The 22,714-nt window shown below is 42.6% G+C and carries 17 protein-coding genes; 3 read left to right on the top strand and 14 right to left on the bottom strand.

The features are described from left to right. Window positions 1-362: 362 nt before the first annotated feature. From BMW98_RS12465 to BMW98_RS12415, 11 genes are all read right to left on the bottom strand, one after another. Window positions 363-1,208 (bottom strand): 1,4-dihydroxy-2-naphthoyl-CoA synthase, encoded by an 846-nt coding sequence (locus tag BMW98_RS12465; protein WP_090258911.1) that lies wholly within the window; start codon window positions 1,206-1,208, stop codon window positions 363-365. A 119-nt stretch (window positions 1,209-1,327) separates the two neighbouring features. Continuing rightward, window positions 1,328-1,954 (bottom strand): hypothetical protein, encoded by a 627-nt coding sequence (locus BMW98_RS12460; protein ID WP_121505262.1) that lies wholly within the window; start codon window positions 1,952-1,954, stop codon window positions 1,328-1,330. A gap of 301 nt (window positions 1,955-2,255) precedes the next feature. Beyond that, the gene (locus tag BMW98_RS12455) at window positions 2,256-3,179 is read right to left on the bottom strand and encodes a type I restriction enzyme HsdR N-terminal domain-containing protein (RefSeq protein WP_090258909.1); all 924 of its coding nucleotides are present in this window, start codon (window positions 3,177-3,179) and stop codon (window positions 2,256-2,258) included. A gap of 181 nt (window positions 3,180-3,360) precedes the next feature. Beyond that, window positions 3,361-5,997, bottom strand: coding sequence for a carboxypeptidase-like regulatory domain-containing protein (locus BMW98_RS12450; RefSeq protein WP_090258908.1), 2,637 nt, complete (start codon window positions 5,995-5,997; stop codon window positions 3,361-3,363). A gap of 12 nt (window positions 5,998-6,009) precedes the next feature. Next, the gene (locus BMW98_RS12445; protein WP_090258907.1) at window positions 6,010-7,551 is read right to left on the bottom strand and encodes a vanadium-dependent haloperoxidase; all 1,542 of its coding nucleotides are present in this window, start codon (window positions 7,549-7,551) and stop codon (window positions 6,010-6,012) included. A gap of 11 nt (window positions 7,552-7,562) precedes the next feature. After that, the gene (locus BMW98_RS12440; RefSeq protein WP_090258906.1) at window positions 7,563-8,483 is read right to left on the bottom strand and encodes a transporter; all 921 of its coding nucleotides are present in this window, start codon (window positions 8,481-8,483) and stop codon (window positions 7,563-7,565) included. 246 nt (window positions 8,484-8,729) lie between these two features. Next, window positions 8,730-9,230, bottom strand: a complete 501-nt coding sequence (locus tag BMW98_RS12435; RefSeq protein WP_090258905.1) for a hypothetical protein — start codon at window positions 9,228-9,230, stop codon at window positions 8,730-8,732. Between the two features lie 82 nt (window positions 9,231-9,312). Next, the gene (locus BMW98_RS12430; protein WP_090258904.1) at window positions 9,313-9,693 is read right to left on the bottom strand and encodes a nuclear transport factor 2 family protein; all 381 of its coding nucleotides are present in this window, start codon (window positions 9,691-9,693) and stop codon (window positions 9,313-9,315) included. Window positions 9,694-9,756: 63 nt separating this feature from the next. Then, on the bottom strand, window positions 9,757-10,194 hold the full coding sequence (locus BMW98_RS12425) for a VOC family protein (protein WP_090258903.1): 438 nt from the start codon (window positions 10,192-10,194) through the stop codon (window positions 9,757-9,759). A 64-nt stretch (window positions 10,195-10,258) separates the two neighbouring features. Continuing rightward, window positions 10,259-10,708: a VOC family protein gene (locus tag BMW98_RS12420; protein WP_245733583.1), complete on the bottom strand. Its 450-nt coding sequence runs from the start codon at window positions 10,706-10,708 to the stop codon at window positions 10,259-10,261. A gap of 4 nt (window positions 10,709-10,712) precedes the next feature. Further along, complete coding sequence (locus BMW98_RS12415) at window positions 10,713-11,288, bottom strand: alpha/beta hydrolase (RefSeq protein ID WP_090258902.1); 576 nt, start codon at window positions 11,286-11,288, stop codon at window positions 10,713-10,715. A 122-nt stretch (window positions 11,289-11,410) separates the two neighbouring features. Between BMW98_RS12415 and BMW98_RS12410 the strand changes: the two genes are divergently transcribed. Then, entirely contained in the window at window positions 11,411-12,391 is a 981-nt protein-coding gene (locus BMW98_RS12410) for a GlxA family transcriptional regulator (protein WP_090259455.1), read from the top strand. Here BMW98_RS12410 and BMW98_RS12405 read toward each other — a convergent pair. Further along, a complete protein-coding gene (locus tag BMW98_RS12405; protein ID WP_090258901.1) occupies window positions 12,388-14,436 on the bottom strand; it encodes a M48 family metalloprotease in 2,049 nt (682 codons plus the stop codon). The two genes, BMW98_RS12410 and BMW98_RS12405, sit on opposite strands and share 4 nt — an antisense overlap. 263 nt (window positions 14,437-14,699) lie before the next feature. Between BMW98_RS12405 and BMW98_RS12400 the strand changes: the two genes are divergently transcribed. Further along, window positions 14,700-15,035: a hypothetical protein gene (locus BMW98_RS12400; RefSeq protein ID WP_090258900.1), complete on the top strand. Its 336-nt coding sequence runs from the start codon at window positions 14,700-14,702 to the stop codon at window positions 15,033-15,035. A gap of 147 nt (window positions 15,036-15,182) precedes the next feature. Then, window positions 15,183-16,565 (top strand): sigma-54-dependent transcriptional regulator, encoded by a 1,383-nt coding sequence (locus BMW98_RS12395; protein WP_090258899.1) that lies wholly within the window; start codon window positions 15,183-15,185, stop codon window positions 16,563-16,565. Between the two features lie 158 nt (window positions 16,566-16,723). Here BMW98_RS12395 and BMW98_RS12390 read toward each other — a convergent pair whose 3' ends face one another. Beyond that, the gene (locus BMW98_RS12390) at window positions 16,724-19,270 is read right to left on the bottom strand and encodes an ATP-binding protein (protein WP_090258898.1); all 2,547 of its coding nucleotides are present in this window, start codon (window positions 19,268-19,270) and stop codon (window positions 16,724-16,726) included. Window positions 19,271-19,410: 140 nt separating this feature from the next. Next, complete coding sequence (locus BMW98_RS12385) at window positions 19,411-22,707, bottom strand: WD40/YVTN/BNR-like repeat-containing protein (RefSeq protein WP_245733581.1); 3,297 nt, start codon at window positions 22,705-22,707, stop codon at window positions 19,411-19,413. Window positions 22,708-22,714 lie beyond the last annotated feature (7 nt).

The following is a 22,714-nucleotide window of genomic DNA, read 5'->3' as shown; positions in this document are numbered from 1 at the left end:
AATTTCCCAATCAACCACTTCACCCTCAGTCCCTAAAGTGATGCTCCTAATTTCTGTTTAACCGATTAACGGATAACAAATCCACTAATGACTAATTTCCCAATCAACCACTTCACCCTCATTCCCTAATGGGATGCTCCTAATTTCTGTTTAGCTGGTATACTCATGACCAATTACGGTGCAATCTGTTGGAGATTCTTTCGGTCGTTCATTCGCCTTATTGGCTTATGAACTTTCTCAGAATGACGGTAAAAAGGGCTTTCGCGGCTCTCTGACTTTGAACAACGAACTGAAACCCCTGCTCACCGATTAACGAATAACCGATAACTAATCCACCAATGACCAATTTCCCAATCAACCAATTAAGGAATCCACTTAATGTCCTTGAAGTTAGGTTTACGCTTTTCTAGGAAAGCATTTCGGCCTTCCTTGGCTTCGTCTGTCATGTAAGCTAGGCGCGTGGCTTCACCGGCAAATACCTGCTGACCCACCATGCCATCGTCTGTAGCGTTAAATGCGAACTTGAGCATTTTAATGGAAGTAGGGGACTTGGCTAGAATTTCCTGTGCCCAGTCGTAGGCAGTGTCTTCTAGCTCATCGTGAGGGATAACCGCGTTTACCATGCCCATTTCGAAAGCCTCTTGTGCCGAATAGTTTCTACCCAAGAAGAATATCTCTCTGGCACGTTTCTGCCCCACCATTTTAGCTAAATAAGCCGAGCCATAACCACCATCAAAGCTGGTTACATCAGCATCGGTTTGTTTGAAGATGGCGTGCTCTTTACTGGCTAGCGTAAGGTCGCAAACGGTGTGCAAGCTGTGTCCGCCACCAACGGCCCAACCCGGAGCCACACAAATGACCACTTTAGGCATAAAGCGGATTAGGCGTTGTACTTCTAGAATGTTAAGGCGCGGCATGCCGTCATCATCTACATAGCCTTGGTGGCCGCGTGCATTTTGATCGCCACCGCTGCAGAATGCCCAGCCGCCATCTTTAGGAGAAGGGCCTTCGCCTGAAAGTAAAACCACACCGATAGAAGTGTCTTCTCTGGCATCTAAAAGCGCTTCGAATAGCTCACCAACCGTTTTAGGACGGAAAGCGTTGCGTACCTCAGGACGGTTAAAGGCGATGCGCGCCACACCATCTCCCGATTTCTTGTAAGTAATGTCTTCGTATTCTTTTACAGTCTGCCAGTTTACTTTACTCATAGTCGTGAATTTTCGGTGAAATTAGCATATCCTTTCAAAATAGAATAGCAAAAAGAGGATTGAGAAAGTGGTGGGCTTTTTATTCAAGGTCTCACTCAAAGTGAGGCCTTGATTGGAATTTAGTTGCTAATTTGCCTTTTAACCTCCACCTTAAGCTTTTTAAGTTTTTGTATTTCCTCGTAAGGCAGGTTTAATCCATTGTAAGCTTTTTCAAGACTAATTCGATCTTTCAAATACAACTCTTTGATTAAGGTTGAAAAGTCTATTTTATGCTTTGGTGATTCGATCCGAAAAAACACTTTAATAGTTTCATTTCTACTCGTAAAGTAGATGTAATTGTCAATGCCTGCAGAATAAGCCGGCCCACCTGTAGGGAAACGAAAGTATTCGATTGTGGATGAATGAAGCTCTTGACCTAAAAAATGAAGAAGCTTAAAAGAAAAGTTGTTGACTTCTGTCCAGGTGTATGTTTTTTGATTGATTTTTATTGAGTCTTCAGAAATGAAAAGTTGACCTTTAAAATCCCCATTTGGTATTTGTCTCTCCGATAAACCCCAAATTGCTCCTATTAACCATAAGACAAAGGCGATTATTATGCCTAACAAAGTATTGATATCAAGAAAGTAATGAGCACCACCGAAAGCTATTAGTAGTACAATACCTCCGAATAGCATTTTCGAAGAATTTGGTTTCCAGTCAATGGTATTTGATGGAATGAAAATAGATGCATGTAACTCGCTTTTCACTTTGTAATGTTATCTATAGAGTTTTGCTACGCGCACTTTCTTGTTGGACATGACATGTAGGTTTTGTGTGTGCCTTATATGGTAAATATAGCTAATGGAGTTCTCACATGTCAATGAAGGACTAAATGTAAGGTGAAAATTCCCAAGGTGCCTTCGTGTAGCCTTATCTTAAAAGTAGCGGTGAAAAGAGCGCTTGATTATGCTTTTCGAACTAGTCCAGTACTTCATACGGGAAGAACCGTACGCTGAGTGATGTGAGAGCCTCTCCTTATTAGTGTTTGCTAGTGGGCGGGCTACTCGATTAGCGAAATTCATTTATTTTCTGTGCGAGTTGCTCGTCAGATAAAAAGTTCTTCACCCATAATGGTAAGAATATCTCTTTGTCATTTTCCTCAAGTTTATCGCCAATGATAGATTCTACGTTAACTAAGAAAGTTTGATTTGTAAAGCTGATAGCTTGTCTAAATTGATTGTTCCGTACATTGAGTTTGTTAACCGCTTCTTCTGGAATAAATGTGATTAATTGATTAAATGCGTCTTGTCCAAAATCAAATGACACAACATAAGATTCTCCATTGTCCTTCACCGCACCGGCCAATGTGAAAAGATCAGGATCCAACTGGCCAATTTGAGTTATTGGTACATTTGGAAACATTAAACTTTCGAATTGGTCAAAACCCAATCTCTTCAAGTGCAATCCTAGATCTTTCTTAAACACCAGTTGACTTTGGTCAAATACTGTTGAAGGAGAAAGAAATCTTTTAACGTCACCCAAATAGAGTGGCAAAGTCTCCATTTTGAATAGTAGAAGTGGCTCAATTTGTTCAATGTTATAAAGCGCAAATTCTTTACCGTTGCAAAGAGCAAAAAACTTCACCCTTACTTCAGGGTGAATAGCATATGAGTAGGCTTGTTCAACGTGCTTTGATTTGGTAATTGCCTCTTTAGGAGATTTTGCGTCAAGTATCCATGCTGGTTTCCCATCAACTTCAAAGAGGTAGTCTGGGATTATATAAATCTCCTTTCGTTTAGAGCCGATTGCAACATATGGATGTAGTAAATTACGACTTCTAATTATTTGATTGGGTTTCTGTGCTGAATACCCTAGTTCTTTGATTATAGGTACAATAATTTCTTCACGCACCGAATCTTCCTTAAATTCTGGGGCGTTCAGAAGTTCAAAATCAAAGCCTTCAAGAGGATTATGGAGTTTATGTGGCTTCATTGTAACCTGTAGGAATTTTCCCTAATGTAAACTAATTACATAATCTATATAAATAACAAAAAAGTGTCATTATACCGCGTTTTTATGTAGTTAATACTGCTTTTAAACATAAAAAAGGCCGCCCTGCTTCTCAGGGCGACCTTAGTCGATTGTAATATTAAAATGATTGCGATTGTATACTCTATAAAGTGAGGTTTAGGCCTACAATGTTTTGCCTAAAACCACCCGGGAAAATGCCCGAATTGGCCCTGTTAAGCCGCGATGCACGGTAAACCTCATTGGTAATATTCTTGGCATTGATAAAGGCGCTAAACTTGTTAAAGCCCTTTACTTTAAACTCATAATTCATTTGCACATCCATATTGAAGTAGGCTGGTAGTTTGCCCAGCGCGCCATCGGCAGACTCGGCTTCAAAATTGGCAAACTCGGTGTACTGCTCACCCACAAAATTACCGGTTAGCCCAACGGATAGTCTGCCTACTTTGTAATTGAGCCTGCCGCTAATATTGTACTCGGGCGTGTAAGGCACTTTGGCGTTTTCCACTCGGCCATCACCAAAATTGATAATGGATCGGCTAATATTTTGGAAGGTGGTTTCATCAATTGTTTGGCTGGTAATTTCCTGTCCGTTAGCGTCAAACAGTTGGTAGGCAGCGCGGTTGGCGTTCACTTTTTCAATAAACTCATTGCGCGAAGCAGCGGAGTGCACTACTGGCCCAAAAAGGTCTCTGTCTTCCATCGCGCCATCGTTCACTTTGGTCCACATAAATGTTCCGTTAACGTCAAGCGTTAGTTGGCTTGCTGCATTTTCAGGCAGCAGTTGTGTAATAAACGAGGCTTCAACGCCTTGAATATTCACTTTACCCGGCTTTCTGAAGAGCTCGTTTTCTCCGGCAGCCACAAAGTTTTCAATGGAATTGTTAAAGTAGGTAAGCTGACCTTGCAAGGTTTGAGGAATTAGCGCCCCTTGCCAGCCAACTTCTACATTCACACTCAATTCAGGGTCAATATTCAGTGTCGATCCTTCATCTGGCGTAACCAATACACCATTTCGCTCCACAAAAAATCCGAAGACTTTGGACGGTGCAACAAAGCCTCTGTAAACACTACTGAACAGCTTGTGTTGCCCATGTTTGTAGTCCACAGTTACTCCGGGCAGAGCGATGGTGTAATTGTTGTTAATCGTGTATGCATCAGCACTTTGGGTGTTAGGGTCTGCGGCCTGCGCCAACAGGTCTTGGCGGCTCATGTCTACATATTCTATGCGCAAAATTGGCGTTACAGCCCATTTGTCAAGGTTGAATTGGTTGCGCACATAACCAGAAGCAGACCATAGTTTGAACTCTTGGTCGGTGGCTGGGTTGCCGCTACGTGCCCAGCGAGAGCTGTCGGCTCGCAAGTAGCGGTTGTTGTAGCTTTCTTGGTGCAGTTTAAAAGAGGCCTCCAACTCATGCTGGTTGGCGCTACCGTAATTAAAATTGAATTGCTCTTTAAAACCACTTACTGTAAATATCCAGCGACTGTCGGTGGTACTTTCTTTGCCATCAATAATTCGGCCTACACGTACATAGTCATCCTCACCAAAGCTTTGTCCATCTAAGTAGCTATAGCGGTTTTGGTAGATCTGTTCGCCTACATAAGCGCGCACATCTTCGGCTTTTATTACGGTGTTTACTTGTCGCCACCAGTCTCTTTCAAAGTCGGTCGCGTAAATCTTAGAGGTAAGGCTGGTCGAGGTATTTGGCACCCATTTGTGCACAATGTCCAGGCCGTATCTGCGCATGGTAAATCGGTCGGCATCAAACGGATTTTGCGTTGGGTCAGCATCAAAAGTAAATGGCGTAATAGCACTTAGCGAGGCTTGGTTGTCTTCATACTGGCCGCTGATCTTAAAGTACAGCGATTGTTTTTTGGATAGCTCCGCGAAAATCTTGGCATTCAAATTCAGTACTTCAACCGATGAATTATCGGTAAAGCCATCAAACTTTTTGTACACGGCTTCCACCAAGGCGCCAAGGTTATTCCAGGTGCCTCCATAAGAGAATAGCCCAGTGGTGTAGTTGCGTTGGCCGCCAACTAGTTTCAATCTAAGCTCTGGTTTTTGAGGAGGAAGTGCGGTAATGTAGTTTACGCCACCAAACATATTGTTCGGTCCGTAGCGCAGCATATCTGCGCCTTTGTACACTTCAATGGCTTGCACTCTGTCGCTCACCGGATTATAATAAGCACCTGGAGCAATGTATGGGGCAGGGGCGGCTGGAGTGCCGTCTTCCATCAAAAATATCTTCTTCGATCTGCGGCCCCAAGAACCGCGAATGCTGATATTTGGGCGGTTTGAAAGCCCCATATCGCCCACAATATTCACCCCGGGAACAATACGGAGTAACTCTTCAGTATTGAGCGGGTTGCTCAGTTCAAGTGTTTTCTTATCCAGCAAATAGCTCGATCCTTCAAAATTATCCACCGAATGATCGGCCGATCCGGTAATAATGATCTCGCTTAAACTCGTTGGTTTTAAAGCAAGGGTAATAGTACCGAAGTCTTTGTCTTGGCCGTTTAGCTCAAAGGTTTGAGAAGCGTAGCCCAGAAAGGAAATGGTCACAGATTCGGTTTCACTTTTCAGGGTGAAGTTGAAATTCCCTTTGTCATCGGCAATGCCACCTTCTTGTAGCGGAGTAAAAATCAATGCTCCAACCAAGGGCTGAAGGTCATTATCGGCAATGACCTTCCCCTTGATGGAAAAAGTGTCCTGACCAATCGATAAAAATGGATTCGTCAGGGTTAGCACAAATAGAAGTTTAAAAAATGTGTTTTTCATGATTGTATAGTTTTAGTTGGCTCCATCGTTTTGGGCCGCCTGAATGGTGTAGCTGGCTACCTGAATGCCTTGTGTGGTGCCAACTTCTGCATCGAATGTCCAGTGAATGCCTCCATAAACGCGTGAAACTGCGGCCTCCAATGCCCATTCTCTGAATTTCTGTGCGTCTTGTGGAAATACATAGCTCAGCACTTCGGCACCAGCAGCAGAAAACACGCTGTGCCCCGATGTGTAGCTTGGGAAGTTTGGCGTTCCGGCAATAGTTTTAAAGTTTGGAATAAGCTGAATAGGACGTGGATAGTGATAGTAATACTTGGCGTCCCAGCAGCTAATGCCAGCATCCATCATGGCAATGTTTAGGTACGCCAATGTGCGCGCACTTCGTATTGGGTTTTGCCCGTACGCAATCAAATGATCGATGGCAATTTTGTTCCAGTGGCCAGGAGGGGTGTAAGTACCTAATCCATCTTGCCAATAATTGGCAATTGCCCGTTGTTCTTCAGTTACATTGTCGGCTATGTCTACCAGCTTTTTAATGTCGGCTGCCAGTTCTGGTGAGTCCATTCCTGGAGGAGCGATAGGTCGCACCTCTTCAAGCGTTGGTACATACCACATATCCACTTGGCTGTAGAGCGGGGTTAGGCCAACCGGTCTTACTGGCGACTCCAGATTTTCCCACTGCCAGCCAAACCTATCGTAGGCAGATGCTTTAATGGAGTCGGAAACAGCTTTGTTGGGTTGTGCTTTTGACATGTTATCATTGGCCGCTCTGCTTAGAGCAATACTGGCTACTTCTTGACCGATTATTTTGCCTGCATCTAAGTCACTTTGCACATTTACGCCAGCCCACATTAGGCTATTCAAGTGTTGGTTGGCCATTTCTTCCAAGTAATCAGCTTCCAGCGGAAACATAGCTTTGAGTACTTCTTTGGATGCTTGTGCCACCACAGCACCATCCGATGGATAAGAAGGAATGTTGTTCGAAATATAGTCTGGGGAAATGCTCGGATCCACTTCCGAAGGCTCGGCTCTGTTAAACTGGTATTTGTAATGCCAAGCAGCTATTAGTCCGTCATATTGTGCCACGCTCATATAGGCCAAGGCCCGCACCGCATAAGGCGGGTGAGCAAATGGAAATGGCGGTGGACCGTCAGGATTGTTTGGGTTTGGCAAAGTGTAAGAGCCGTCTTCATTAGGACCGGGAATTAGGTTGTACTTGGCGATTAACTCCAGGGCAATCTCATTCCATCGTAAAGTTGGATTGTTCGTCCAGTAGGCTATTGCCTTCTTTTGACTTTCGCTCAGACTGCTTCTCACTTGCTTCAAAGCTTCGAGCTCCGTTTGGTAGGCGGCAGAACTGGTGGGCTGTGGATCCGCAATGACAATATTATCGGGCGATGAAAGTAGGACAGGGGTCCATGACCCGGCATCACTGTCTACCGATGCAAAGCTGTAATCTTTGTAGTTGGCCATTGTTGGCAGGTCTTCTTCGCAAGCTTGCAGTATGAATAAGCAGGCGATAATAAAGCTTAATATGATGTTGTTCTTTTTCATTTTGCAAGTCATTAAAATCCGAATTGAATTGTGGTACCGATACCGAAGCGTGTGAATTTGCCGGCATTTCTACCATTCACATTGTGAGAGAAAAAGGCTAAAACACTCATCCAGGGAATGGGAGGAAGAAAGAATTGGGTGTTCATTCCAATCTGATCGAATTGAACTTTGTTGGTCGGTTGGCCTGCATTGTAAATGCGAATGTCATCACCGCTCACCGATTTAATGCCTACATAGCTGGCTTCAACTTTTAGCTTATTGTCTAAAAACCACTTGCCGGCAACTAGGTTAAATTCCCATGCATTTGGTACGTCCATTAGTGCGGTATAGTAACTGCCGTTAGCATAGTAATAGTCTCTTTCGGCTTCTGTTTGCCCGCGCCATAGGTGGGCAGTGGCAGCTCGCATAAATAAACCGCTGTTCCATTTGTATTGGCCGATAAGCCTAAGGTTGAACTCGCTGGCACCAAAACCAATGCTGTAAGGTCGGTAGTCCGATAAGTAGTTTGTTGAAGGAGTGGAATAACCTGCATTGGCTAAAACGGTTAGAGCACCCTTCTCAAAAGTGCGCTCATAAACTTGTGCTTTTACATTAAAGCTAATGTCTTGAAAGCCTTTAGCGCCAGCCATTTTTCCGCCATTAGGTTCGCTGCTGTGGGTTTTTACATAAGGAACGCCCACCAACAGGTTGACCTTTTTGTGTACACCAATGGCAGCTATAAATGCGCCCATTTGTTGGTTGAGTGTGGCCACATTTTCATTTTTTCGCAATCTGGTGCCTTCCCAATATTGGTCCCAAGAACCATATTGATAGGTGAATGCCATGCAGATTTCTTTTGGCCCCATTAGAATAGCATCCGTTGGGGTTTGTGCTGCTAAGTTGTTGGTGGCCAGTATAGCTAAAGCTATTACCAGCAGTTTTAGAGTTTTCATTTTACGATTTGGTTAAAGGAATAAGTTGAAGCATTGACCAGATGTGTGGTCAGAAAAAATGCTTAGCTGCTGTGCTGAAATGGCGCGATTGAAGGTTAGCTCTTTCGCTTGAAAACTTTAGGTTTAGCTAAAACGTGGCTACGATACCAAACCGAAGCATATAAAATGATTGTATGAAAATATGACTAGTGGCAAAATGCCAGCATAGCTATACCAAAGCTTTCAAACAGCAACTAAGCAATGGTATTATGCCCGAGGAGGGGGAGTGTTTAATTTATTTACATCAGTACCGATACTTTGATCAAGCGCAGCATAGTGCTCTAAATAAGGCGCTTCGGCATTTGCCGTAGGTACTGTAGTAGTAGGTGTTGCAATGTAAAGTTGTGCTTGGAGCACGGTGTTGTTGGCCGCAGCCATCAAATCGTCAGTATTGATCTTAAGGTTTTGCTCAATGATGATCTTCTCAATTTTTACCTGAACTTCAGGGAACTGAGGTGCCATGATGAATCTTCCATGGTCCTGAATCACCTTGTCTTCCATTTCTGGAACTTCTTTGAGTAGGTAAACATAAAGCGACCAAGAGGTAGATAAGTCGGCAGCGTAATCGGCAATGTTGTAGACTTCTTTTTTATGATTGGTGTACTCTTCAATAGCCGATTGCTCATTGTGGAACTTTGTAACAAAGTAGAATGAGAGGCTATTAAATAGCGTTAGAACAACAAGAAGAGTAGCAAAAAGTCTACGCATACTTCCTTTTTAATCATCTCAATTTTGAGAATAATGATTTTAAAAACAAAGCTTTTTGGCAATCGTTTGAAAAATATTTTTGCTAAGATGCCTTGATTACGTAGGATTTTAGGGTTCGAATAATATGCTTTCCTGGGCTTACAAACTCGTACATATCGCAGTATGCGTAGCGTGAACCGTCTTTCATAAGCATTTCGCCATTGGAGGCCGCTGCCTTTCCGTGCGTAACAATTGACGCGATCTCGATTTCTTCAGCTACATAGTCTTTCATTTCTTCCACGGCCTTTTTAAAGGCTTCTTTTCCTTCGATCACCTTGTCTCCGTAAATCGTCCAGATGATATCGTTTGCTACATGTTGCACAAGAAAATCGGTGTCGGCAGTGCCAAAGGCAATGTTGAAGTCGCGTACAAAAGCTGCTTTTGGCGAGTTGCCACAGCTGGGGTCTACAATTACTTTTGTCATAGTTGTGGGGTTTTATTGGCGAAGACTGAACCCGTATGACTCAGTCTTCATGAAGTAGTGAAGTTATGCTTTTTCGGCACAGTCAAACATCCACTGTATACCATATTTATCGGTGAGGGAGCCGTAGTAGTCGCCCCAGAACATATCCTGAAGCTCCATGCTAACCTGACCTCCTTCAGCCAGTGCATCAAAAAGTCGCTTCGTTTCTACCCGGGTATCTGGCTGCAAATTGATGTACACATTATTACCCATGTTAATATTGAAGCCCATGCTTTCGGGAGCATCGGTGCCCATTAGGTAGTGCCCGCCTGTAATGGGTAGGGTAACATGCATAATTAGGTCTTTGTCTTCTTCTGCCAAAGGAGGCGCTCCATCTACTGGTGGGGCATCTTTAAACCGTAAGATATCGCATGAATACTCGGTCTGAAAAACCGATTTGTAAAAGCTGAATACTTCCTCTGTTGCGCGAGGGAAGTTTAGGTAAGTGCTCGTTCTTGCCATAATGTTGTTTTAAATAGTTTGAAATTGTTGTTACGTATTTTGTGAGACAGGTCATCCCGAGTTTTCATAAGCCTTTAAATGCTTTTTCTATTGTAGCCATTTCGAGCTTGCGCATGTTTGAGAATGCGTCCATTGCCCGCTTTTGCTGCTCTGGAGTGCCTGTTGACATGATTGCCATTAATTGCTTGGGTACTATTTGCCATGAAAGTCCGTACTTGTCTTTTAACCAACCGCACATACTTTCTTCGCCTCCATTTTCGGTCAGCTTCTCCCAAAAGAAGTCGACTTCTGCTTGGTTATCGCAGTTTACCATAAGGGAAATGGCTTCCGTGAATTTGAACCTCGGCCCTCCGTTTAGGGTCATAAACTTTTGCCCGTTTAAGATAAACTCTGTTACTAGAGGAGTGGTGCTAACAATTTTCGAATTAGGAAAGAGTGAGCAGTAGAATTCCGCGGCTTCTTTGCCATTTTGATCGAACCAAAGGCACGGAGTGATTTTTTGAATACTGGCCATAATGCTAAGGGTTAATGATTGTTTTTTCGTTTTGCGTAGAAAGTGATTGTATCACTCTTATAAGTTCAGGGAATCCTTTTTCGAACAAATGCCCCTGACCCGTCACCCCAATAACTTCGGCCTGGGGAAGTGCGTTCGCATAGGCATTTACATGTTGGTAAGGCACCACATCATCTGCAAAGTCGTGATAGAGGCGGATTGGAATGGACGGGTTAATGGTTTCCTTTAAGCAACAGCCAATAGTAAACTGTTCCGATTGCCAATCGCTAAGTCCCCAATAGGGTGCTGCCAGCGAAATGATGCCACAGATGCCGTTTTCGCACTTTCTTTCGCTTAAGTATTTAAAGATGATTGAAGCACCTAGTGAGTGCCCCATCAAAATGATCCTTTCATCCACTTTGTGTATGGCGGCATCCAAAGTGTCCATCCAGTCCGCAGCATTTGGGTTTTCTGGAGTAGGCATTTCTGGTGCAATTATTTCCATGCTTTTACCCAAATTTTGCTTTAGGAATTGCAGCAGGTTGGTGCTTCCTTCATTTACTCCTTGGGGACCAGCAGCGTGAATAAATATGAGTTTCATGCAAAGCTTGTTGTTTGTAATGGCAAGTTAGCCAGTTAGATATGGAATATTTGCGTGCAATTACGACAATAGAAGGGGTGGATTGCGACAAGGAATTTTCTCACCTTTATAAAAAAAACAGCATGACACATATTAGCATTTTAGTACCCAAGGGCCAGTATAGTATTGTGAACATTGGTGGTGCATTTCAAATCCTTAATTGGGCAAGTGATATGTTTTTTAATCAAACCCGTCAAAAGCTTTTTGAGGTAGAGTTGGTTGGGGTAGAAAAGCCTTCGAACGATCAGGAAGGTTTCTATACTATTTCGCCACAGAAGACGATTGAGCAAGTAAAGCAAACAGACTTGGTAATTATACCGGCAGTACATGGCGAATTTGAGCAAGTGGCCGAAATGAATAAAGATTTAATGGATTGGGTGTTAGCGCAACATCGTAATGGGGCAGAGGTAGCTGGTTTGTGCATTGGTGCGTTTTTACTGGCGCATGCCGGTTTGCTCGATGGCCGTGAGTGCTCAACCCATTGGGGAAGTGCAGAAATGCTTCAAAATGCTTACCCTAAAACAAAGGTTGTGGCTGAAAATATTGTGGTGGAAAGTGATGGGATTTATACCTGTGGAGGAGCTTATGCCTTTACAAATTTGCTGGTTTACCTGATTGAAAAATACGGTGGTAGGGAGTTATCCGTGTTAACAGCCAAGTCCTACATGATTGATATTGATAAGGGGAGTCAGTCGCCATTTACCATTTTCGTAGGGCAGAAATCGCATAAAGATGCACTTGTGTTAGATGTGCAGGAAAGTATAGAAAAGGATTACGATTCGGCAATTTCGGTTGATAGTTTGGCAGCTAATCATGCTACCACTAGAAGAACACTGGAACGGAGATTCCGCAAAGCTACCGGCAACTCCATTATTGAATACCTGCAAAGGGTAAGAATGGAAGGCGCCAAGCGCAAGTTGGAATCGGGCAATACTAATGTGCACGAAGCCATGTACAGCGTAGGCTACAACGATGCCAAAGCTTTTAGGGAAGTTTTTAAAAAGTATGTGGGCATTACCCCAGTTGAGTACAGTAATAAGTACAGAAATTTGAAGACGGCTTAAGTTGTCTCTTTTTGGCCGATCAGGCTGGCTTGATAGTTGACTATTTCATTTTTTAAGATTGCGTGTCCAGCATTTAATAAACTGATGAATGCTTCTAGGGAGGTAAATAGAATTTCTAGGTTACCATGGAAATAGTCTTTCTTTCCGAAATAGGCCAGTTTTTCAGCAAGGTATATATCTACCTTTTTCTGTGCTTCTTTGGTTAGTTCAACTTTTAAATACTCCTTAGAATAGAGGTCTGCTAGTTCCGCTTTAAGTGCTTTCTCAATTGGCTCAAACTCCATCAGTTTCACTTTTATCTCATTGTGCTGTGTTCTTTCGTTAATAAACTGAAGCGCATTTGACGCCTTAAAATAGAGTTCAAGGCGGTTGTTAGTTTTAGATTCAAACTCAAAATAGTTCGAATAAAGTCTTTTCAATGATTCTTCCCTATCTGAGTCCGCTTCTCTTTGGAGAAAGAACTCAAAAATTGCGACATCATTTACCAAGATTTGTTCCTTAAGTTTGTCTTGGGCTGTTCTTAAAGTACCGATAAGCTTCTTAGCTTCTTTCCGGTTGTATTTTTTGCCATCGTAATCGAACGTTTTTGTACTTATATTTTTATTGGCAATATGTTCTAATGTATTGATGTCATTCTCTAGCGTAGTTTGTTCAATAACTTTCGCAACCATATCGTCATTAAATAAGGATTCAATGCTAATATCCAATTGTTTCAAAATGGTTGGAATGTCAAAAACTAGAGGTGCTTTGTTATCATAATAGCCGTTGAAGGTGCTAGGAAGACTGCTCTTGTTGTATTCCTTCACAAATACATCCTTAAAGTCTTCAAAATTCATTACCTCGGTTTTGTTGGGGTAGTGTGAAAATAACTCTTCAGTGAAGTGTTTCTCCAACTGAACATGATCTCCTAAGAGAAGTTTGGCAGGTGCAAATTTGTCCTCGTGACTATGGTGTATTTTTAAAGCATCCAAGCTGTTAATTCTGTCTTCTATACTAGGGTGAGACGCCCATTGATCTTTGATGACCAGCTTGGTGTTATTTAGCGAATTGTAAACTGATAAACTTACTAAAGGAAGGTCGTTTAATATTTCTACGCCTCTTTGTTTTGCTAAAAATTGCATCACATATGTCTGTTCGGGGTATATGTTTTCACTTCTCTTGGATTCGTACTTTTCTATATTGTAGATGGAGAGCCCTGAGGAAAGGGCTGTTTCAGATAATTCAAGTCGAAGTAAGCCAGTTTTAAGACTATTGGGGCTAGTTGTTTCTGCTGCAATCGCATCTGCGTGAAACTCCATTTCACGAGATAAGGCTAGGTGAGTCTTATTTACAACAGTATAGAGCTTAACCAGTAGCCATTTAACTGCCGAAATAACTTTAACTGCTGGTATTACAAAAATAGAAAAGTAGCTACTAATACCGGCCCACCTCTCCACTGTATCATCAAAGGAGTCGTTTTCAAAAAGTAGATTGTGAATGACTTGGTTAACATTGTAAACATAAGATCCGATCTTCATCTCTTTTTGAGAGAAGTGCCCAAATTCATGCGCCAATATTGCTTTTAACTCTGCCTCCGTCACTGTATTTATTAAACCTAGTCCAATTTGGAGGTTCTTTTTTACAGGAAAGAACATGCTCCAGAAGCTTGAGTTGAAGAATACAGAAGCATTTACATCATATGAAAGAAATACCCTTTTAGGAAATTTGGTATTGATGTTTTTTACCAATTCATCTAGCATAGCAAAAAGTAATGGATTGTCGCCACCCTTTATTTCATGAAGATGAGAGAGGTCTTGCTTGGTGTTTTTACCAAGAAACTTGAATAGAAACAAGACAATGATCACAGCAAAGCCCAAAATGCCTACTCCTAATGCTAACGTTATGAAACGTGGAAAACTAACTACTAGGAGATAGGCTCCAAAAACTGCAGCTGCGGCAATTCCTAGTGTGAGTAGCACAATTAGCAGATAACATATCGCGAAGAAAACAAGGGAAAGAATAGCCTTTCGTGAGGCATTTTTGAAGTCTTTTGAAATATAACTCATGTAGGTGTGTGATAGGAAGGTGATTTTCTAACGTATGATACGAAGTGTTTATGAATATTCCTGAACCGTTTTTCAAATACCATTAAACCTAATGGTCTACAAACTGTAGAATTATTCAACACTCTGTTGAATCAATAAACACCTGCCGATTTGTTGGTTTGTTTTTATTTTACTGATAATCAGTTAATTAAAATTTATTTCTGTTTTGGCACAGGCTTTTCATTAAGTCAGTCAAATAATTAATCACAAAAACAGAAATAGATATGAAAAAGTTAGTTTTAAGCACCCTAGCCATCGCATTGTTCGGATTCTCAACAGCAGCAGTAGCTCAGTCTACCGAAGGCGCACAAGCACAGCAAGCACAAGTTCAGCAGCAAGAAAACAAAACCGCCATTAAAATGGAGGAAGTTCCTGAGGCTGTAAAAGAAGGCTGGGACAAAAAAGATTATAAAGCAGAAAATGTAGAGAAAATTTTCAAGGTGAAAACTGACTCTGAAGAATACATCGAGTTTATTGTAAAAGGTACAATGGACAAAAAAGCAGTACATTTCGACCTAAATGGTAATTTCTTGAGAGAGAAAGTAATAGATACTCTATAGAGAATTGGTTGATTCTTAAACATCGCGTGACCCTGATGTGAGTGTAAGTAGGGCTGTCTTTCGGGACAGCCTTACTTTTTTGTTTTATATGAAACAGAATCATAAGCGCGGGTGTTATTCGTTATTAAAACACCAAACCATTTTTTTATGCCTCAAACCATTCTGGTAGTTGACGATGACCCTTCCTTTAACAACATGCTATCGGCCTTTCTTAAAAGGAATAATTTTCACGTAAACTCTGTTTTTAGCTCTGCATCGGCATTGGCCAGTTTGAGCGAACAAACTCCCGATTTGGTACTTACAGACTTTAAACTGCCCGATATGGACGGCTTGGAGCTAATGCGTGAAATCAAGGATAGGGCGCCCAATGCCAGCATGATTTTAATGACGAATTACTCTGATGTTCGCACGGCTGTTAAGTCTATTCAGCTTGGCGCTTTTGAGTTTGTAACAAAGCCGGTTAACCCCGATGAGCTTTTGTTAACCGTAAATGCAGCGTTAAAGCAAAGTACTAAAAGTGATATCAATCAGCCTAGTGAAGCCAAGTCTTTGGGGAAACAAAAGGCGGTTTCCGATAGAAAGTACATTGTTGGTAGAGGCGCCAAGGCAAGGCAAACTTGGGAACACATTCAACTCGTAGCCCCAACCAAAATGGGCGTGCTTATTTTGGGTGAAAGTGGTACTGGTAAGGAATATGCAGCCAAAATGATTCATGAAAGTAGTAAGAGAAGCAATGAAGCTTTTGCTGCGGTAGACTGTGGCGCCTTGTCGAAAGAACTCGCAGCCAGTGAATTATTCGGGCATGTAAAAGGCGCGTTTACAGGTGCCTTAGCCGATAAAAAAGGGCAGTTTGAGCTAGCAAATGGCGGAACACTTTTTTTAGATGAAGTCGGCAACCTACCGTACGAAGTTCAGGTGCAATTGCTTCGTGCTTTGCAAGAAAAGAAGATCAGAAAGGTTGGTAGCGAAAAGGATATTGATGTAAACGTGCGGATTATTGCGGCTACTAATGAGCGCATGGCCGAAGCCATTGATGAGCAACAGTTTAGGTTAGATCTTTACCATCGATTGAATGAGTTTGAGCTTAAGTTGATACCGCTTCGCGAACGCATAGGCGATTTAGATGAATACTTAACCCACTTTTTGGAAGAAGCCAATGCTGAATTGGAGAAAGCTATAAAAGGTGTAAGTCCAGAAGTTAATGCGGTTTTTCAGCAGTACAGTTGGCCCGGCAACTTGCGCGAATTAAGGAATGTAGTGCGTAGGGCAGCGCTTTTGTGTCAGGTGGAGGAAATCGGTCTGGCTCACATTCCGTCAACATTGGTGGAAGAGAGTAGGAGTGAGGAGCAAGAGGCTTCGGCTAGTACAAATGGCTACGACCTGAAAAACATGCAAGAACATCGCGAAAAAGAGACGATAGAGCGGGTATTGATGGAAGTTCGCTATAACAAAACAAAAGCAGCCGAACTGCTGAATATCGACCGCACCACACTATACAACAAACTAGCAAAGTATAATATTAAGGCTTAAGATAGTTCAAGAGGTTGTCTTAAAAGCTAGACGTCATTCCCGACACCGATCGGGAATCTTTTCAAACTGCCCGATAGAGATTCCTAGTCAATCCTGCCTGCTGTAGGCAGGTTGAGAAATGACGGAAATAGTTGGTTTTTGAGACAGCCTCCTTGGCTTTACGTCTTAAAATCATTAATTGTAATCAATTGATCGTTAATCTGTTGTAGGTCGGGCAGTAGCTGATTGGCCGTTTCAACCATTTGTTGGTACTTCTTCAGTTCATGGTAAACCTCAATACTCTTTAACGCTTCAACTACCAATGGCATGTTTAGGCTGTTGTAGGTCTGAATCATTTTGTGGGCCAAATCCGCAAGCTTGGACTTTTCGCCTGCGGCTAAAAACTGCTCATAGAGCGATACATTCTCTTTGTTGTTTTCAATTAGCCCACGCACTAGCTGGTTGAAGATAGCTTCATCATCTCCTGAAAACTGTCTGATGTGCTCAAAATCGAATGATGGCTGCGGTTGCTCCGAGGAATTTGCTGGTTTATTTTCCATACTGAGTGCTTGAGAAATGGCCTGTCTAATGGACTCTTCCTTAAAGGGTTTGGTAATCAAATCATCAAAACCTTCTGCCTTAATGGTGTTGAGTTTTTGAGGCATGGCATGCGCGGTAATGGCAATTACTGGTGTGTCTATTTGTGCTGTTCTTAACTTTTTCAGTAGGTCAATGCCGCTTACTTCGGGCATGCTTATATCGGTAAGCACAAGGTCTATTTGCTCGTGATTTGATTCGATAAATGAAGTTGCTTCCATTCCATTTTCGAATGGCGTAACACGGGTGACAAGCTTGTTCAAGAGCGTGCTTAAAAGTGCCCTGTTCCAGTAGTCATCATCAACTAATACAATGTGTTTATCGGCAAGCTGAAAGCTTTTTTGTATTTGATCTGGCTTTGATGTTTTGTGCGTTTGACTTGCCTTAAAGGCTACTTTTATGGTGAACTTGGTGTATTCATTCAGCTTGCTATCTACGGTTATTTTTCCACCCATAGCATGCACTAATTGTTGCACAATGGCCAAGCCCAGACCAGTACCGCCAAACTCTTTGGTAATAGAAGAGTCCTCTTGTTCAAAGGCTTTGAATATGCTTTTGAACTTATCCGGTGCAATGCCTTTTCCGGTATCATAAACTTCAATTTTTAGTTGTTGTGTACCGGATTTTTCTTTGGTGTTTACTTTTAGGCTTATATGTCCTTGCTGGGTAAACTTGGCGGCATTGCTCAGTAAGTTGATAAGTATTTGCCGAAGTCTGAACTCATCTCCAATCAATGAAATGTCCTTGAGTTGTTCATCAATTGTCACCCTTAGGTCGATGCCTTTTTGCTGGCATTGTAGCATAAATAACGATTCAACTTCTGCTATAAGGGTTGGCAAATGAAACGGTACTTCATTTAGACTGATTTTACTCGATTCTAACTTCGAGAAATCTAGGATATCGTTTACCAGGTTAGAAAGGTATTTGGTATTTTCCTGAAGCGCTTTTGAATAAAAGTCTTGCTTTTCATTCAGGTTGGTTTGTTTTATTAAGTCTGAAAAACCAAGAATACTATTCAATGGGGTTCGAATTTCATGACTCATGTTGGCTAGAAATTCCTCCTTCATTTTACCGAGTCGGTCGGCTTTTTCTTTCTCTAATGCTAGGCGCTTGCTCAGGTAAATGGACCTGGTCAGGTCGCGGCCAATAGCGAAGAGGAAAATGCCACCAATACCGATGCCGGCCAAGCCGAAAGCCAAAACAGCCCGTGTAGAGTTTTGGGTGATTTGAGTGCTTTGTGCTCGTTGCTCAAGCCCTTTTTGATGTTCATAAGCTTGCAGTTGGTCAATTATTCTGTCGATCGACTGGCTTAACTCTAGGTCTTTTCTGAGCATTTCTAGCTCTTTGGTGGAAAGCAGACTTCTTTTGCTAAACTCCTGATTGGCCACTTCCTGAAGGATTTCTTTGACCTTTAAGAGCATGGTGTCGGGGTTGTAATTGGTGATTTCCAGCGTGTCAATTACCACCTCGGTAGTTCTTATGGTATCGTTGGTGATTTTTCTCACTGTATCTATCCGAATGTTTTTTGCACCGAAAAGTCGTTTCACACCTTCCCAAAGACCAGGGGCTTTGTACTCCGTTTCAACCACTTCTTTTTCCAAGGAAGGCCGCGTTTCTTCAGTGGTTTTTACTTTCGTAAGAATTTGGGTTCCTGTACCGGTGCTGTCTGCTGTGTTCTTTTCTATTTCGGCCAGTGCTTGCGAACTGAAAATACGTGTTTGAGTTGCACGTTTTTCGCTTAGGAAATCGTCCAGATAACTAAGTTTTTGAAGAAACAGTCTTTCGAGCGAGTCAACACGTTGCACTTGTAGGCTGTCTTGGTGCATCTCTTTCTTTAGTGAATCTATGCTGGTTTGCACCCTTTTTATTTCCTGCTGGTACTCTTGATAAATGTCGCTATCGTTGGTTAAAATGTAGGATTGAATGTGATTTTCGGCTTTGGTAATGCCTTGTATGGTGTATTGAATAAGAGCAGACTTGTTATCCGGCCTTGAAAGGTTATTGATGGAGTTGGTAAGCTCGTTGTAGCTTTTAAAGCTCCAAAAAATAGCCGCTCCAACCAGTAGGAGCAGTACTACAAAACCTACCCAAACTTTAGCTTTGGTATGTTGCTTTTCGGTAGAGCTCATGGATTAATAACGCCAAAACTGCGCGGTTCTTTTTAAAAAATAGATTGTTTTATACTAACCACTTTTAGCCATAAATGTTGCTAAAAATACAAAAGGCTCCACATTGCTGCGGAGCCTTTAATTTATCGATTCAGATAGGGTTAGTTCTTAATTGGATCGGACAGGTCTTTGAAATAACTGAAATCAGTATTGTCATAAACCTCTTTAAATTTTGGCCAATCGTTGGCAAAGAATTCATTTACAATAATAACAGCCTCTTCCATCATTTGCTTACCGTTCGTCAATAATTGACGTTCGTTTGCACCAGGAGAGGTTAGGCGAGAGCTTGCATATCTGCGAGCTTGGCCCAAGTATGTGCTTGCTGTGCTGAATCTTTCATTCACTGCTCTTTGACCGCGGTTTCTTGGTAAACCAATGGTTACTTTTCTAGCAGGGTTGAAAGCTTCTTTCACAGTTTCTAAAGCTTCTTTTAGCTCCTTAGCTTCATCTTTTTCAAGGCCTTTCATTTGGGCTTCTACTTTACCGATGATCTCGTCAGCATCTCTAACTTTCTGCGTGATTTCAGCGAATTTTTGAGTAGCCTGAAGTACTTCGTCTTCAAAAGCTTGCTTTGCACGTAGGTCAGAAAGGCTTTCTTCTAAGCGCGGATCATTATGAACTGTTACCGAAGTAGTTTCAGTAATGTCTCCATATTCCAACACAATTTTGTATTCGCCAGGAAGTGCGCTACCAGCAGTTTGTTCACGTGGTCCGCGATCTCCACCGCCACCACCAAAACCACCAAATCGGCCGAAACCACTACCACCTTCAACAGGGTATGGGTTTCTTCTTCTCAAGTCCCAAGCAATGGTATTGATCTGGCCTTTTTCTACTTTACCAGAAGTAGTTCTAATGGTATCGCCAGCTTGGTTCAATACGGTCATGCTAATTCTTGCAGGGAGCTTTTTAGGCTCTGGCTTTGCTTCTTCTTCGTCTTTTTTCTTACGCTTTTTCTTGCCTTTGTCTTCAGTTGCTTCTGGTTTTGCAGCATCATCTCTTACATAGAACTTCACGTTGGCAGAACCAAAGTACTTATTTTGACCTTCAAAAAGGTTGTCGCCAGGGAAGCGCATACCAGCCGGCTGGCGGTAAGTCATTTGGTAAGCATCAGCTACATCAAAAACTACTAAGTCTTTAGCCTTGGTTGCATCGTAACCACCGGCAGCAAATGCTCTAAGCGGTCTGATATCATCAAGCACGTAGAATGCACGGCCAAATGTACCAATCGCCAAGTCATGCTCTCTTTCTTGCAAAGCCAAATCCATGGTAGAAGCAGAAGGATAGCCGTGTGTCCATTTGTTCCAAGTTTGCGCTTTGTCGAAACTTACATAAAGACCGTTTTCAGTACCTAAGAATACCAAGTTTGGCTCAATCGGATCTTGAAGAATAGAAAGCGTGTAGCCGAATACTTGGCTGTCGTCTGCAATTCTTGTCCACGTTTGTCCGTAGTCGGTAGTGTGGTAAGCATAAGCCGACCAGTTGTTTCTTCTGTAATCGTTCGCGATTACCCAAGCTTCGCCTGCATTGTAAGTAGAGGCTTTGATTTGTGGAATCCAGCTGCCAGCAGGTAGTCCAGGTAGCTTAGCAGCCACGTTAGTCCAGTTATCGCCTTTGTCTTGCGTTACTTGTACATTTCCATCATCAGTACCTACCCAAATTACGTTGGCATCAACCGGGCTAGGGGCAATGGCCAAAATTGTAGTATGGTTTTCTGCACCGGTGGCATCAATTGTTAATCCACCGCTCGCATTTTGCTTTTGCTTTTCTGGGTCATTAGTGGTTAGGTCCGGAGAAAGGATTTCCCAGTCATCACCACGGTTGGAACTGTAATGCACAAACTGCGAACCGTAATAAACACCATTGTTATTATGTGGGTCGAGTGCCACAGGCGCATTCCAGTTAAACCTAAGGTCGGTAGCAGTGTCTGGCGCTATTGGTCTCACGGTTTTATTGTAACCAGAAACTTTGTCGTAGCGCGACACATTTCCTTGCTGAGACATGGTGTATCCGTAGCGTGAATCACCTTTAATAGGCGCTACATCAAAGCCATCGCCAAAGCTTAGCTCTTGCCAGTCGCTGGTGCGAATACCTGCATAATTGAAAACATAAGCAGGGCCTACCCAAGAACCGTTGTCTTGCATACCACCATAAAGGTTGTAAGGGAATTCGTCATCAACATTAATGTGATAAAACTGGCCAACAGGAAGTTTTTCGCTGAATGTCCAGGTTTTACCCATATCGCGCGTAATGTTCAAACCACCATCATTTCCGTCAATCATAAATGAAGGGTCTTCAGGGTGGATCCACCATGCGTGGTGATCTGGGTGTACGCCAGAGTAAGGAATGATTACATCGAATGATTTACCGCCATCTTCTGAGCGAGAAACCATTGAGTAAAGGCTATAAACCCTGTTTTCGTTTTCTGGGTCGGTATAAATAGATGAGTAATAGAAAGGTCTGTTACCCATGTTGCCTTCTTTCTCCGTAGTTGTTCTTCTTTCCCAAGTTTTACCACCATCAGTCGATCTGTACAACGCATTCGCTTCAGATTCGATAATGGCGTAAACATAATCTGGCTTTGAATGAACAACAGAAAGACCAATACGGCCATAAGGGCCTTTTGGAAGTCCGCCTTCGCCTGTTAGGTTTTTCCAAGTATCGCCACCATCGTAGGTTACATAAAGACCAGAACCTTCACCACCAGACTCAAATGTCCATGGCTGTCTTTTGTGCTCCCACATGGCCACAAAAATCTTATCTGGGTTAGAAGGATCGGCTACCATGTCGGCAACACCTGTCAATTCGTTGTTGAATAGGATCTGTTCCCAGGTTTTACCACCATCAGTAGTTCTGTATAGTCCTCTTTCTTTGTGTTCGCCCCAAGGAGAACCAATTGCGCCTACATAAACAACATCAGGGTTTTCTGGGTGGATGTAGATTCTGTGAATGTTGCGTGTTTTTTCAAGCCCCATCAACTCCCAAGTGTCGCCACCATCAATAGATTTGTAAACACCATAGCCTGAGCTTACAGAGTTTCTTGGGTTACCTTCGCCAGTACCAACCCAAATAATGTCTGGGTTCTTTTGGTGAATTTCTATGGCACCAATACCGAGTACGGCTTCATCGTCAAATAGTGGTTCCCAATCGAAGCCACCACCTGTGCTGCGCCATAAACCGCCCGATGCGGCACCTGCGAAAATAATGTTGGGGTCACTTTCTACCACATCGATAGCCGTAATTCGGCCACTCATGGCAGCTGGCCCAATGCTACGGGCCTTCATGTCTTTAAAAATGTCCATATCCACTTTTTGACCATGCACAATTGCTGTGGCCAGTAGCAGGGATAAAGACATAAAGATGCGAAACGAATAGCTTCGCGCTCCAGTCTTTTTAAGCATACTTCTC

Source organism: Roseivirga pacifica (genome assembly GCF_900111145.1).
Taxonomy (GTDB): Bacteria; Bacteroidota; Bacteroidia; order Cytophagales; family Cyclobacteriaceae; genus Roseivirga; species Roseivirga pacifica.
The sequence above is the reverse complement of the archived record's forward strand: the minus strand, read 5'-3'. Positions and strand labels throughout refer to the sequence as shown.